Here is a 12,750-nt window from a genome sequence, read left to right as displayed (position 1 = left end):
GCTCAGACGTGCGGGACGTCCGCGCGGTGGGCGGCGAGGATGTCGCCGCCGAATTCGCCGTGCGGGCGCCGCAGCACGCTGTGCGCGTGGTTGCCGTCGTTACTGGTGTTGTCGAACTCGATGAGCAGGTCGTCGGCCTGGATCCGGTAGTAGTGCCGGGTGCCCGGGCCGGGCCGCCCCTCCCAGGCGAAGTGCACGTCGCCCCCGGCCGGGTCGAGGGCCGCCGCCAGCTCGTCCGGCAGCCGGCCCAGGTGCACCGCGACGAGCTGGTCGAGCAGGGCCCGCTCGCCGGGCCGCAGGTCGGTGCGGGCGATCCCGGCGGGGGACAGGCGGGTGCTGTCCGGCCGGGTGGCCGAGCGGATGTCGGACGGGGCCTCGTCGGCCACCACCGCCCGGCTGCGCGCCGCCGCGGGCAGTGACCGCAGCAGCTCGTGGCCGAGGTCCTCCTCGATGGCCAGCGGCCGCAGCACCGTACGGCCGAGGGTCTGCACCCGGGCCGGGTTCGCGCCCAGGAACACCGGGGCGGGGGAGACCCGGTCGCCGGCCACGGTCATGCTCACCGACAGGTGATGGCCCTCGAAGCGCCAGCCCCACTCGTCGTCGCCGGGCGCGCCGAAGACGATCACCCGGTAGTCCTCGCTGTGCCGTCCGCGGGCCCAGCCCTCCTGGCGGTCGAGGACCTCTTCCAGCGCCAGCACCGCCATCGCCTGGGCGTACGCCGGCGGGCTCAGGGCGGTGGCGAGCAGCCGGTGCGCGGCCTTGCGGGCGCCGACCCCGAGGTCGACCAGGCTGAGCCCGGGCCGCGGCCGGGGCCGGTATTCGATCCAGCGGCGCGCCCGGTCGTCGTCGAAGGCGGCAGCGGCCCGCGCGCCCTCGGTGGTCGCGAGCAGAGCGGCGGCCGCCTCGCGCATGTCGACGGCGAGCGTCATGATCATTCTCCCCGTAGCAGTGCGGCCATCTCCGGCAGCTCGAAGAACTCCGCCGTCTCGATCGCCGACGGGCTCCCGGCCGCGGGGTCGGCCCCCGCGGCGAGCAGCGCCCGGACACTCTCGGCGTTCTTGCGGAAGACCGCGGCCGCCAGCGCGGTCTGCCCGCGGTCGTTGACCCGGGCCGGATCGGCGCCGCGCTCGAGCAGCATGGCGACGGTCGGCGGATGGTTGTGGTACGCCGCGAGAATCAGCAGCGTGTCACCCTTGTCGTTGGTCAGGTTGGCCGGCAGTCCGTGGGCCACCTGACCGGAGAGCTCCTCGGTCGAGCCGGAGCGCGCGAGGTCGAACATGCGGTGCGCGAAGGCGATCGTTTCGGCATCCAATTCCTCGGGCATGCCGGCCAGCCTACGGTGCTAATGTCTCACGCACATTATCCGGGGGTGAGCGGTGCACGACGGCGTCTACGTGGGCCGGGCCGGGCCGGACGGCGCGGCCAACCAGGGCTGGCTGCTCGGCCATTTCATGCCCAAGGGTGAGCTGTTGCACAGCGTCGACGTCGAGGTGAAGTGGGGCGTGCACCCGCCCGGCGACCGGCGCGTGGCGTGGGCCACCGGTGAGGTCCGTACGGCACTGCTGGTGCTGATCCGTGGATCTTTCGACATCGAGTTGCGTGATCGTACGGTGCTGCTGCGCGAGCCCGGCGATTACGTCGTCTGGGGCCCCGGTCAGGACCACTCCTGGCAGGCCGGGGACGTGGAGACGGTGGTGCTGACCGTACGCTGGCCCTCGCTTCCGGGCTGGCGCCTGCCGCCGCCGGCGCTCTGATCGGCTGCCGTCCCGCTTTATTTGTCACCGAAGACAAACGGACGCCCGCCGTTAACCGCAGCGATGGTAATCGCATTCCGAGTGCGGGAAAACACGATGCATCCAACGGTTATGGAACGAGTTTCCCACAGTGTGGATGCTACCTTGACCCGGCAACCGCGTGGCCGGAAATATCGACCGCGGTTTAAGCGTGCATTAATTCGCGCCCGTTGTCGGGTGCGTCGTTTTCATTCTTCGACGCAGGAGGATTCATGGCGGTCACCGCCCTGTCGGCACGCACGGGACGACATGCGAAGGGGTCGGGCCGGCTGGCCGCGATCCGCCGCGTCGCCCCCGCGCCCGTGCCTCCCGCCGCCCTCACCATCACGCTCAACATCCCGCTGACCGGTGACACGCTGCCGCCGCAGGCGCACCGGCTCATCGAGGCCGTCCGTGAGCTGGTCGAGGCCGGACAGGGCTCCGTGGCCGTCGAGCCGCCGAGGGCCGAGCGGGTCGCCGAGCCGGAGCCCGTCGTCCAGCACGACGGCACCGTCGAGGTGCGGCTGCTGACGGCGTCGCGCCAGGTGCTGGTCGACGGCGAGCTGCTCCCGCTGACCCGGCTCGAGTTCGACCTGCTGCTGTTCCTGGCCGACCACCCGCGCCGGGTGTTCAGCCGCACCCAGCTGCTCAACGCGGTCTGGGGCTACGAGCACACCGGCGAGCGCACAGTCGACGTGCACGTGCGCCGCCTGCGGGTCAAGATGGGCACCCAGCTGCCCCTGATCACCACCGTCTACGGAGTCGGCTACCGGCTGGCCGACGAGGCCCGGATCGTGGTCCTGCCGCACGACTAGGGCCCGGCTAGAGTGGCCGGGTGCGGGTGCGTCCGGTGTCGATCGAGATCCTGGTCGACGAGCTGGCCGACCGGCTGGCCGGCACGGCGGCCGACGGCCGGCTGCGGGTCGCGATCGACGGCGCCGACGCCGCCGACCCCGCGGCACTGGCCGACGCCCTCGTCGATCCGCTGCGGGCCCGGGGCCGCCCGGCCGTCCGCGTACGCACCGACGACTTCCTGCGGCCCGCCTCGGTGCGCTTGGAGTTCGGCCGGACCAACCCCGACTCGTTCTACCTCGGCTGGCTCGACGAGGCCGGGCTGCGCCGCGAGGTCCTCGACCCGGCCGGCCCGGGCGGCAGCGGGCGCGTCGTGACCAGGCTGTGGGACGCCCGCACCGACCGCGCCACCCGCGAGCCCTACCGGGAGCTCGCCCCGGACGCCGTGGTGATCGTCAGCGGCCCCCTGCTGCTCGGCTCCGGACTGCCCTTCGACGTCACCGTCCACCTGCATCTCTCAGCGGCGGCGCTGCAGCGGCGCACCGGGCCGGAGCAGCACTGGACGCTGCCCGCGTTCGCCCGCTACGGCGACGAGGTCGACCCTGCCGCCTTCGCCGATGTCGTGGTCCGGCTCGACGACCCGCGGCGCCCGGCCGTGGTCCTCGGATCATGAATGAATCGCTCGTCACACCCCCGCTGAGCTGCGACGCGAAAGCTGGATCGCCCAGTCCGTGGCGGTGACGTGCACTGACAGTTATGCTGCGGTTACTTTTTTGCGAGGGTCCCGTTTGGGATCTTCGGCGGTGGGTATCAGCGGGCTCCACGGTGCGACGCCAAGGGCCGGCGCGGGGGACGTCCACCGGCAGGGGCAGAGGGAAGGGCAGGGGGAGCACATGCTCGTCAACAGTGCGGTCATCACGGGTAAAGGTGCCGACACCGCCAAGGGTCGCTCCAGCGATGAGCTCGACCAGATCCGCGAATTGCTGCGGGCCCGGTTCGACGATCTGACGGCCGAGTACGAGGAAGCCGTCGCCGAGAACCAGAAGCTGCGGCTCGTCGAGATCGGCGACGCCGCCGGTGACGACCAGGCCGACAGCGGATCCAAGACCGCGGAACGCGACGCGGCGTCGTCGCTCATCCGCACTCTGCTCGACCGGCGGACGCAGGCGGAACACGCCATGCAGCGCCTGGAGGACGGCACGTACGGCAACTGCGAGGGCTGCTCGAAGCCGATCCCGGTGGAGCGGCTCGCCGTCTTCCCGTCGGCGACCTCGTGCGTGGCCTGCAAGTCCAACCGCGAACGGCGCGCGGGCTGACCACAGCGGCTTGATCCGGTCCGTCGCCCGCAGCCGGGCGGCGGACCGGCCGTATCGGGGATAGCTTGTCGTGATGGGCGAGATCCGCGTCGGCACCGCTTCGTGGACCGACAAGACACTGCTCGAGTCGGGCTGGTATCCGCAGACGGCGAACACCCCGGAGAAGCGGCTGGGGTACTACGCCAAGCAGTTCCCGATCGTCGAGGTCGACGCAACGTACTACGGGCCGCCGGCCGAGCAGACGACCAGGCTGTGGGCCGAACGCACCCCGGACGGCTTCACGTTCAACATCAAGGCGTTCAGCATGCTGACCGGCCACCCCACCAAGGTGTCCGCGATCTACAAGGATCTGCGCCCGGAGACGGACAAGAAGAACGTCTACCCCGGCGACGTGCCGCCGCAGACGTACGAGGAGATCTGGACCCGCTTCCTGAGCGCCCTGGATCCCCTGGTCGAGGCGGGCAAGCTGGGCGCGCTGCTGTTCCAGTTCCCGCCGTGGTGGGGCATCCGCCGCGACAACAAGGACTATCTGCGCGAGGTCGCCGCCCGGTGCAAGCCGCTGCGGCCGGTCTTCGAGTTCCGCAACGCCTCCTGGTTCGACGGCGACAACGCCGAGGAGACCCTGAGTTTCCTGCGCCGCCATGAGCTGCCGCTGGTCTGCGTCGACATGCCGCAGGGCCACAAGTCCTCGGTGCCGCCGCTGATGGCCGCGACCGCCGACCTGGCCGTGGTGCGCTTCCACGGCCACAGCGACAAGTGGACCAGCAAGGACATCCACGAGAAGTTCGGCTACCGCTACTCCGAGAAGGAGCTGCGGGAGTGGGCGCCGAAGCTGCGCGCCCTGGCCGACGAGGCGCAGCAGACCCACGTCCTGATGAACAACTGCGCGGGCGACTACGCCCAGCGCAACGCCACCCAGCTGATCGAGCTGCTCGACTAGAGCTCGTCCCAGGGCACCGTCTGCCACGCCGTCTGCAGCGCCTCGGCGAGCTGGCCGTCGTCCTTGAGCGGGAGCTCGTCGATGCTGGCGATCGGCTGCGCCGGGCGGTGCGAGTTGGCCGCCGCGGCCGCCGCGAAGCCACTCAGCTCCTCCGCGTCGATCGGCCGCAGGGTCCACGGCGTGCCGTTGATCGACAGGGCGATCTGCAGCAGCACCATGGTCACGCCCTTGAGCACCGGCGCGTCCGGCCACACCACCTGGGCGCCGTCCCAGAAGGCCACGTTCCACGACGTGCCCTCCCGGACCCGGCCGTCGTGACCCACGAAGAGCGCGTCGTCGAAGCCGGCCAGGCGGGCCTCGCGGAGCCGGTAGTGCAGGCCCATCGTCGCCCGGTGCTTGTGCTCGGGCAGCTCGCGTTCGTAGCGCACCGTCTGCACCCGCAGCGGCGGGCGGGGCTCTTCCGGCGCCGGCTCGGAGACCGACACGAGCACGTCCGGCGGGGCCGGCTCCTCGGAACCTGGCACGAAAGTCACCCGTACGGAGGCGTCGCGGACGTCGTCGAGGGCGTGCCGGATGAGCCCGAGCAGCCGGTGTTCCTCCGCCACCCCGATGCGGTGGCCGAAGAGCTCCTCCGAGGCGTCGGCCAGCCGGGCCAGGTGCAGAGCCAGGCCGCGGACCCGCAGATCGCGCACCTGCATGCAGGTGTAGTGCCCGTAGTTCACGGTGGCGATCCGGTGCAGCTGCGCCAGGTCCGGCGCCCGCCCGTTGAGCTCGACGTTCAACACCTCATCAACCTACGGCGTCCGGGTGACCTTGATCCCGCGGCGGCGGGCCTGCGCGGCCATCGCGGCGGCGTCGATGACTGCCGCGCCGCCGGGGTCGTTGTTGAAGAAGACATAGGTGGGTACGCCGGGCAGCCGGTCCACCCAGGTCGCCAGCGAGGTACGCCCGTAGCGCGGCCACGGCTGCGCCCGCCCCTCGTGCATCCGCAGATAGCCGAAGTCCGCGGTGACCCACAGCGGGGTCACCGGCCGGCCCTTACGATCGGCCCAGCTCAGCGCCGCGTTGTGCCGGCACAGCAGGTCACGGACCTCGTCGGTCCACCACGAGTCGTGCCGCGGCTCGACGGCGACCTTGACGCTCCGGGGGAACAGCCCCAGCGTCTCGTCGAGCGCCGCCACATCGATCTTGAGCGTGGGCGGGAGCTGCAGCAGCACCGGGCCGAGCTTGTCACCGAGCGCCTCGGCCCGCCCGAGGAACCGGGCCACCGGCTCGGCGGGCTCCCGCAACCGCTTGATGTGGGTCAGGTAGCGGCTCATCTTCACCGCGAACACGAAGTCGTCCGGGGTGCGCGCCCGCCACTGGGCGAAGGTGTCGCGCTCCGGCAGCCGGTAGAAGGCGTTGTTGACCTCGACGGTGTCGAAGGACTCGGCGTACTTCTCCAGCCAGAGCCGCTGCGGCAGCTTCGGCGGGTACAGCCGGTCCTCACCGCGCCAGTCCTTGTACTGCCAGCCGGACGTCCCCATCACCAGCACGCGGTGGTGTTACCCACGTCCGGGCCCGGTTAGACGTGATCCACGCAGGGTACGAGCAGATCTCCACCTGCCCCAGCGTCGGGGCGACACGAAGGAGCTTTCCATGCGACTCAGCGACGACGACATCACCGGCGGCAGCGGCGTTTCGGGCGAGGGTGTGGCCGACGGCGGCGCCAACGCCAACGGTCACGACGGTGGCGCGGACGGCGGCGCGGGCGAGGGCCCGGCCGACGGTGGCGCGAACCCGGCCGGTCACGACGGCGGTGCCGACGGTGGCGCCGGTGCCGAGGGCCCCGCGGACGGCGGCGCGAACCCGGCCGGTCACGACGGCGGCGCGGACGGCGGCGCGGGCGAGGGCCCGGCCGACGGTGGCGCCAACCCGGGCGGCCACGACGGTGGCGCCGACGGCAGCGCGCTCTGAGGCTGACGCCATGACGAACCCTGCGCCGGGCGGCACCGAGGACCGCCCGGCACTGGCGCGGGCGATCGCCCTCGACCCGGCGAAGTTCGCCGAGGCCTACTGGGGGCGCCAGCCGCTGCTCACCCGGGCCGACGAGCTGGCCGGCCCGGACGGCTTCACCGACCTGCTCTCCCCGGCGGCGGTCGACGAGCTGCTCAGCGAGCGCGGCCTGCGGACCCCGTTCCTGCGGGTCGCCGACCAGGGCAAGGTGCTGCCCGCCTCGTCCTTCACCGGCGGCGGCGGGGCCGGCGCCGAGGTGAGCGACCAGGTGATCGACGACAAGATCATGCACCTGTACGCCGGCGGCGCCACCCTCGTCCTGCAGGGCCTGCACCGGATCTGGCCGCCGCTGATCGACTACGCCCGCCGGCTGGGCGAGGAGCTGCGGCAGCCGCTGCAGGTCAACGCCTACCTGACGCCGGCCGGCAACAAGGGCTTCGCCACCCACTACGACACCCACGACGTGTTCGTGCTGCAGGTGGACGGCACCAAGCGCTGGCGCATCCACGAGCCCGTCCTGCCCGAGCCGCTCGAACGCCAGGCCTGGGGCGGCCGCGCGGACGAGGTCGGCGCGGTGGCCGACGGCCCGGCGACGCTGGACGTCGTGCTCGCCCCCGGCGACGCCCTCTACCTGCCCCGCGGCTGGCTGCACTCGGCCCAGGCCCAGGGCGAACGCTCCCTGCACCTGACCTTCGGCGTCCGCGCGCTGACCCGGTACGCCCTGGTCGAGGAGCTGCTCCAGCTCGCGGCGGAGGACCAGCGGCTGCGCGCCACCCTGCCGTACGCGATGGACGTCGCCGACCCGCAGGCCGTCGCACCGGAGCTCACCGCGACGGTCGAAGCCCTGCGCGACTGGCTGCTCACCGCCGACCCGGCCACCGTGGCGGCCCGGCTGCGCGACCGGGCCTGGCCGGCCAAGCGCCCGGCCCCGGTCCGCCCGCTGGCCCAGCTGGAGTTCGCCGAGCGCCTCGGCCCGGACGACCGCATCACGGTCCGCGAGGGGCTGCGCTGGCAGCTGCACGAGGACGGCCCGGAGCACGTGGTGCTCCGCATGACCGGGCGCACCCTGCGCTTCCCGGCCTACTGCGCGGCGGCGGTGCGCACCGCGCTGGACGGCACCGCCCACCGCGTCGGCGACCTGCCGGAGCTGGACGACGACCACGACCGCCTGGTCCTGGCCCGCCGCCTCCTCCGCGAAGCGTTGACCGTCCCGGCGACCGCCTGACGTCCCGGGCGCCGCCCTACCGGCGCCCGGGCACCCGGCCAGTTCCCGCCCTCGCCAGGCCCGCCTCCGCGCAGGCCCGGCTTCCGCGCAGGCCCGGCTTCCGCGCAGAGGTCCGGCTTCCGCGCAGAGGCCCGGCTTCCGCGGGCTCAGGCTGCGGCGCTGCCCCGGGCCAGGGCCAGCACCAACCCGGCGGCGATCAAGCTGGCGATCAGCACGGTCGCCACCGCCGACGTGTCCAACGGCACCGTGCGCCGGTCAGCGACCCGCTTCGCGGTGATCACCGCGAGGATCGGCCCCAGCAGCGCGACGACCAGCGCCACCACCGGCAGCCCGGCCGCCCAGTCGCCCCCGGCCTCCCGGCCCGCCCACCGCAACGTCGACCACGCCGCCACCCCGACCGCGCCGCCCAGCGCGCCCAGCACGACGTACAGCAGTGAGGCCCCGCTGGAGGGCTTGCGCGGCGCCGGCGCCCAGGCCGCGGTGGCCGCGGCCTCCTGCAGGTAGTCCTCGGCGTCGCGGTCCCGCTGGTGGGGCACGGTCGGCTGCGGGGCGTGCGCGCCGAACCGCTCGGCCACCCGGCCCGCCTTGTGCGCGAACTCGGCCCACAGCACCGCCGAGCGCGCGTCGATCTCCTCCCGCTCGCGCTGGGCCGCCCGCCACGCCGCCTGGGTCTCGCGGATCCGCTGGTCGGCCGCCCGGACAGCGTTGTCGGCCTCGATCGCGCGGCTGTCGTGCCAGGCCCGCGCCTCGGCCCGGTGGGCGGCGGCCTCGTTGTCCAGGTTGGTCAGCTTCCGTACGACACTGCGGTAGTCCGGCGTGCGGCGCTCCACCGTGCCGTCGTTCTCCGGCGCGGTCACGACGGCCCGTACGGGATGATGACCTCGGCCCCGCGGTGCACCGAGCGGTCGAAGTGCAGGGCCCGCCAGGGCCGCGGATACCAGTTCGGCGAGCCGTGTCCCGGGTAGTACGGCGACAGCTCACTGCCGTGCACGTCCAGCGCCACCCACGCTCCCACCGTGTCGGTCCTGGTGCCCTGCCCGCCGAGGGTGTCGCGCAGCAGGGCCGCCCCGCGCCACCAGCCGATCACGTGGATGCGGCGTTCCGGGCCCTGACGCATGATCCGGCGCAGCAGCTCGTTGCTGCCGCCGGGCGCCGCGTCGACGGCGTACAGCAGCAGGAACCAGGGCTTGTCGGCCGCCGAGCCGAACTCGGCCCGCTCGGCCGCCAGCTCCAGCAGGCTGTCCACGTTGTCGTTGTCGAAATAGCCGGTCTCGGCCGGCAGGTACGGCTTCAGCGCCTCGACCGCCACCGCCGCATCGGTGTCCAGGCACGCCACGGAGAACTGGGCCGCTCCCGGTGTGAACTGGGCGGCCAGCGACCGGGCCGCGGTGCCCAGCACCGCGCACGCCTCGTCGACCCGGGTGCCGAGCACCGCGATGGTCCGGCCCGGCGCCCGGCGCAGCGTAGTCTGCGCGGACCGCGACGCGACATCGATGGTCTCGCCGAGCAGCACCACCGGCGCGGGCACCGTGGCGGCCGGCGCGAACCGGCGGAACTCGGGGCTGTCCTCCAGTCGGGGGATGGCGTCGCCGTCGAACAGCCGTGGTGCGGGCAGCTCCGGCGGCCGGTGCCGCCACAGCCGGTGCTGCAGCTCGCTCCAGCGTTCCCGGTTGCCCGCGTCCGGCACCCGGACCACCCGGTTCGCCTCGATCGCGCCCGAGTCGGCGTTGACGACCGCGTGGTAGCGCGGCAGCGCGTCCGCGGCCTGGTTGGTCTCGGCCAGCACCCGGCGGGCCCGGGGCAGCGCGATCCGCAGCGAGAACTGCGCGACCAGCGCGGGCCGGCCCCACAGCGCCTCGATGCCGGAGACGTCCTGGCTGGCCAGCACCAGGTGAATGCCCTGCGAACGGCCGCGCCGGGCCAGATCCTCCAGCAGGTCCACGGCCTCGGCGGCCACCGCGTCGCGCCCGGACAGCAGCACCTGGAACTCGTCGACCACGGCCACGATCCGCGGCCACGAGCCGTCCGGATCCTCGGCCCGCAGCTCGGCCAGGTTGGTCACCTCGTGCCGCTTGGCCGCGTCCGCCCGGCTGCGCAGCTCGGCGCCGAGGAACCGCAGCAGCGCCAGGCCGAATTCCCGGTCGGTGTTGACGTTCACCCCGACCAGCCGTACGTGCGGCAGCCAGCTCGGGTCGCGCCGGCCCGGCGCGAACCGGGCGAACGACACGCCCTCCTTGAAGTCGAGCAGATAGAAGGCCAGCTCGGCGGGGGAGTACCGGGCCGCGAGCGCGCCCATCCAGGCGTAGATCAGATTGGTCTTGCCAGTGCCGGACGGCCCGGCGATCAGGGCGTGCGGCGGGTAGTCGCTCAGGGTCACGTGCACCGGGGCGCCCTGCGGGCTGTCGCCGAGCGGCGCGGTCAGCGCCCGGGCGGAACTCTGCTGCCACTCGTGCTCCGGCAGCAGGCTGTCCAGGGCGACGGGGGCGGGTCCGGCGGCGACCTCGTCGGCGATCTGCCGGCAGGTGCGGGTGACCACGGACGCCGGCGGGCCGGCGTCCAGGCGTACCGGAAGGTCACCGCAACCGCTCAGCCGCGCGGCGTCGCCTTCGGCCGCCGTGACGACCTCGATGCCGGTGCCGGGCCGCACCGCGAGACCCCGCATGATCAGGTGTACGCCGCAAGCGGCCCCAGTGCGCAGCAGCCGGTCGAGCTGACCGCGCTCGTGCCGCGACAGCTCGTCGGCTCGCCCGGCGCCCAGCAGGATCGCCACCCGCCAGGGCTCGGGCCGCCGGCCGGTCGCCGAGGCCAGCTCGCGCAGCGACGTGTGCTCGCCGGCCAGCACGGTCTCGTTGATCCGCCGGACGTGGTCGACGAGCTCGTCCAGCAGGGCCGGGAGCCCGCCGGGGCCGACGAAGCTCAGCACCCCGGCCGGGGCCAGCGGCGCGAAGCCGGCCAGTCCGCCGCCGAGCTGCTCGGGGTCGTAGCCGGTGAGCCGGATCCGGCCCGCCTCCGAGCTGCCGAGGGCCCGCAGCAGCAGGCTGGCGACGACGTCGTCACCGATGCGCTCGTCGCCCTCGACCACCACGTGCCCGTGATCGAGCAGCGGCACGAGCGCGGGCACGTCGCCGTCGTACGGCAGCAGCAACCGGCCCACCCGCAGCTCCGGCGCCGCGACCTGGGTGCCGGCCGGGGTGGGCCGCCACTGGTCCCAGGGCAGACCGGCGGCGCCCGGCGCGGCCAGCAGAGCGGTCTCGGTAGCGGCCCCGGCCAGCGCGGCGAGGTCACGTTCGTGCTGCTCGTCGATCTCGCGCAGCCGCTTGTCGCGTTCGCCGGCGAGCCGGATCCGCCGCTCGCGGGCCGCGGCCACCACCCGGGCCCGCCTGGTCACGGCCGCCTCGTACGCGCTGCGGGCCTCCTCGAGGGCGTCGTCGGCCGCGCCGAGGGCGTGCGACAGCGCGGCGCGGACCTCGACGACCTGCTGGGCCTTGGAGTCAGGCATCGACACCGCGGGGTCGCAACGGCTCGGGCGCGCCCGGGTCGAGCGTCGCCGGATCGCGGCCCAGGCGGGCCAGCAGCACGCCGGTCAGCACGCTCGCGGTGACCGCCGAGTCGGCCGGGTGGGCCGGCGCCTGCTCGGGTGGCTTGGTCCGGCAGATGCGGGCGAGCAGGGCGTCCAGCACGGCGGGCGGCGTGCCCGGCAGCAGGGACTTGACCCGGCCCCCGGCGGCGCCGCGCAGCCGTTGCAGGTCGTCGGGCCCGGGCTCGTGACCGAGCAGGTCGCCGGCGAGGCGCTGGAGCACCGGCGGGGTCACCGCGGACAGGCCCAGCCCGGTGGCGGCGTTGACGCCGTGCAGGTCCCGGCCGAGCCGCGCGCGGTCACCCGAACGCACCCCGGCGGCCACCTTGCGCAGCAGCTCGGCGGTGTTCTGCGGGCGTTCCGGCGTGTCGCTCTCCTGCGCCGGGGGCGGCGCCTCACCGGTCAGCTTCTCGACGCGCTCGCGCCACCAGGGGCCGAGCTTCTCCGGCGGGGGCTGCTGCTCCTGCTGCGCCGGGGGGCCCGCGGGCTCGTCCTGCTTCTTCTCCTTCTGCTCCTGCAGGCCGGCCTTCCAGTCCCGGTCCGGCGGGGCACTCGCTTCGGCGGACAGGCCCAGCGCGGCCAGGTACGCCGCGATGGCGTCCTGGGCCAGCCGCAGGGCGGCCGCGGCGTGCTCGGCGTGCTCGGTGGCGTTGCCCAGCTGCGGTACGCCGATCGGGTCGACGGAGGTCTGGCGCACCCAGTTCAGCAGCTCGGTGGCGCTGCGCAGCCGCTCCATCGCCACCGTGACCAGGCCGGTGGGCAGCTCGTCGGAAGTGGCCCGGAGCTGGGCGCCGAGTTCCTGCAGCAGCGACATCGCGTTACAGCGTCGCCGTGTAGGTCTGCGCCTGCTCGACGGCGAGCAGCGTGGCGCCGAGGCACTCCTCGAGCTGCTGGTCGGCCTGCGACAGGGAGGCATGGGCGGCACCGACCGCGTCGTTGGCGCTGCCGTCGAGCGCCGCGGCCAGGCTCTGCTGGGCCTCACCGAGCTTCTCGCGGGCTGCCTGGATCGCCGCCTGACCCTCCGTGACCTGTTGGAGTGCGGCGTCCACAGCCGCTCTGACCTCGGCGACGCTGGCCACTCGTGCAGCCTCCTGCGATATCGACACGGCGGTGAGAACCCAGAATAGTCGTCC

At 73.8% G+C, this 12,750-nt stretch carries 15 protein-coding genes; 7 read left to right on the top strand and 8 right to left on the bottom strand.

Annotation, left to right across the window (positions count from 1 at the left end; all coding sequences use genetic code 11):
• Positions 1-2 precede the first annotated feature (2 nt).
• On the bottom strand, positions 3-935 hold the full coding sequence (locus Aau02nite_RS41325) for a DUF3500 domain-containing protein (RefSeq protein WP_212994128.1): 933 nt from the start codon (positions 933-935) through the stop codon (positions 3-5).
• Positions 932-1,324 (bottom strand): ankyrin repeat domain-containing protein, encoded by a 393-nt coding sequence (locus Aau02nite_RS41320; protein WP_212994127.1) that lies wholly within the window; start codon positions 1,322-1,324, stop codon positions 932-934. The genes Aau02nite_RS41325 and Aau02nite_RS41320 overlap by 4 nt, the downstream gene beginning before the upstream one ends.
• A 52-nt stretch (positions 1,325-1,376) precedes the next feature.
• On the opposite strand from Aau02nite_RS41320, the gene Aau02nite_RS41315 reads away from it, so the two are divergent.
• The 5 genes from Aau02nite_RS41315 to Aau02nite_RS41295 all read left to right on the top strand — a co-directional run bounded on the left by Aau02nite_RS41315 (position 1,377) and on the right by Aau02nite_RS41295 (position 4,820).
• The gene (locus Aau02nite_RS41315; RefSeq protein ID WP_212994126.1) at positions 1,377-1,754 is read left to right on the top strand and encodes a signal peptidase I; all 378 of its coding nucleotides are present in this window, start codon (positions 1,377-1,379) and stop codon (positions 1,752-1,754) included.
• Between the two features lie 362 nt (positions 1,755-2,116).
• Positions 2,117-2,587 (top strand): winged helix-turn-helix domain-containing protein, encoded by a 471-nt coding sequence (locus Aau02nite_RS41310; RefSeq protein WP_246595842.1) that lies wholly within the window; start codon positions 2,117-2,119, stop codon positions 2,585-2,587.
• Positions 2,588-2,607: 20 nt separating this feature from the next.
• Positions 2,608-3,237, top strand: coding sequence for a nucleoside/nucleotide kinase family protein (locus tag Aau02nite_RS41305; protein WP_212994124.1), 630 nt, complete (start codon positions 2,608-2,610; stop codon positions 3,235-3,237).
• A gap of 220 nt (positions 3,238-3,457) precedes the next feature.
• Entirely contained in the window at positions 3,458-3,880 is a 423-nt protein-coding gene (locus Aau02nite_RS41300) for a TraR/DksA family transcriptional regulator (protein ID WP_212994123.1), read from the top strand.
• 73 nt (positions 3,881-3,953) lie between these two features.
• A complete protein-coding gene (locus tag Aau02nite_RS41295) occupies positions 3,954-4,820 on the top strand; it encodes a DUF72 domain-containing protein (protein ID WP_212994122.1) in 867 nt (288 codons plus the stop codon).
• On the opposite strand, the gene Aau02nite_RS41290 is transcribed toward Aau02nite_RS41295, so the two are convergent.
• Complete coding sequence (locus tag Aau02nite_RS41290) at positions 4,817-5,605, bottom strand: aminotransferase class IV (protein ID WP_212994121.1); 789 nt, start codon at positions 5,603-5,605, stop codon at positions 4,817-4,819. The two genes, Aau02nite_RS41295 and Aau02nite_RS41290, sit on opposite strands and share 4 nt — an antisense overlap.
• A 9-nt stretch (positions 5,606-5,614) precedes the next feature.
• The gene (locus Aau02nite_RS41285; RefSeq protein ID WP_246595841.1) at positions 5,615-6,346 is read right to left on the bottom strand and encodes a DUF72 domain-containing protein; all 732 of its coding nucleotides are present in this window, start codon (positions 6,344-6,346) and stop codon (positions 5,615-5,617) included.
• 112 nt (positions 6,347-6,458) lie between these two features.
• On the opposite strand from Aau02nite_RS41285, the gene Aau02nite_RS41280 reads away from it, so the two are divergent.
• Together Aau02nite_RS41280 and Aau02nite_RS41275 are read left to right on the top strand one after the other, a co-directional pair.
• The gene (locus Aau02nite_RS41280; protein ID WP_212994119.1) at positions 6,459-6,776 is read left to right on the top strand and encodes a BatC protein; all 318 of its coding nucleotides are present in this window, start codon (positions 6,459-6,461) and stop codon (positions 6,774-6,776) included.
• A gap of 10 nt (positions 6,777-6,786) precedes the next feature.
• Positions 6,787-8,040, top strand: coding sequence for a cupin domain-containing protein (locus tag Aau02nite_RS41275; protein ID WP_212994118.1), 1,254 nt, complete (start codon positions 6,787-6,789; stop codon positions 8,038-8,040).
• 146 nt (positions 8,041-8,186) lie between these two features.
• On the opposite strand, the gene Aau02nite_RS41270 is transcribed toward Aau02nite_RS41275, so the two are convergent.
• The 4 genes from Aau02nite_RS41270 to Aau02nite_RS41255 are packed head-to-tail and all read right to left on the bottom strand — an operon-like array spanning position 8,187 to position 12,696.
• Positions 8,187-8,897 (bottom strand): hypothetical protein, encoded by a 711-nt coding sequence (locus tag Aau02nite_RS41270; RefSeq protein WP_246595832.1) that lies wholly within the window; start codon positions 8,895-8,897, stop codon positions 8,187-8,189.
• Positions 8,894-11,539, bottom strand: a complete 2,646-nt coding sequence (locus tag Aau02nite_RS41265; RefSeq protein ID WP_212994117.1) for an FtsK/SpoIIIE domain-containing protein — start codon at positions 11,537-11,539, stop codon at positions 8,894-8,896. The genes Aau02nite_RS41270 and Aau02nite_RS41265 overlap by 4 nt, the downstream gene beginning before the upstream one ends.
• Positions 11,532-12,431, bottom strand: coding sequence for a hypothetical protein (locus Aau02nite_RS41260; RefSeq protein WP_212994116.1), 900 nt, complete (start codon positions 12,429-12,431; stop codon positions 11,532-11,534). Before Aau02nite_RS41260 ends, Aau02nite_RS41265 begins: the two co-directional genes overlap by 8 nt.
• A 4-nt stretch (positions 12,432-12,435) precedes the next feature.
• Positions 12,436-12,696 carry a hypothetical protein gene (locus Aau02nite_RS41255; RefSeq protein WP_023364464.1) on the bottom strand — a complete coding sequence of 87 codons (261 nt, stop codon included), beginning with the start codon at positions 12,694-12,696 and terminating at the stop codon, positions 12,436-12,438.
• Positions 12,697-12,750: the final 54 nt, after the last annotated feature.

The organism is Actinoplanes auranticolor (assembly GCF_018332655.1).
GTDB classification, from domain to species: domain Bacteria; phylum Actinomycetota; class Actinomycetes; order Mycobacteriales; family Micromonosporaceae; genus Actinoplanes; species Actinoplanes auranticolor.
Note: the sequence above shows the minus strand (reverse complement) of the source record. Positions and strands in the feature narration are given on the sequence as shown.

Bases quoted from the DNA above. Each gene is read 5' to 3' on its own strand.
- Aau02nite_RS41325 (WP_212994128.1), bottom strand. From the start codon at position 935: ATGATCATGACGCTCGCCGTCGACATGCGCGAGGCGGCCGCCGCTCTG.
- Aau02nite_RS41320 (WP_212994127.1), bottom strand. From the start codon at position 1,324: ATGCCCGAGGAATTGGATGCCGAAACGATCGCCTTCGCGCACCGCATG.
- Aau02nite_RS41300 (WP_212994123.1), top strand. From the start codon at position 3,458: ATGCTCGTCAACAGTGCGGTCATCACGGGTAAAGGTGCCGACACCGCC.
- Aau02nite_RS41295 (WP_212994122.1), top strand. From the start codon at position 3,954: ATGGGCGAGATCCGCGTCGGCACCGCTTCGTGGACCGACAAGACACTG.
- Aau02nite_RS41285 (WP_246595841.1), bottom strand. From the start codon at position 6,346: ATGGGGACGTCCGGCTGGCAGTACAAGGACTGGCGCGGTGAGGACCGG.
- Aau02nite_RS41280 (WP_212994119.1), top strand. From the start codon at position 6,459: ATGCGACTCAGCGACGACGACATCACCGGCGGCAGCGGCGTTTCGGGC.
- Aau02nite_RS41275 (WP_212994118.1), top strand. From the start codon at position 6,787: ATGACGAACCCTGCGCCGGGCGGCACCGAGGACCGCCCGGCACTGGCG.
- Aau02nite_RS41265 (WP_212994117.1), bottom strand. From the start codon at position 11,539: ATGCCTGACTCCAAGGCCCAGCAGGTCGTCGAGGTCCGCGCCGCGCTG.
- Aau02nite_RS41260 (WP_212994116.1), bottom strand. From the start codon at position 12,431: ATGTCGCTGCTGCAGGAACTCGGCGCCCAGCTCCGGGCCACTTCCGAC.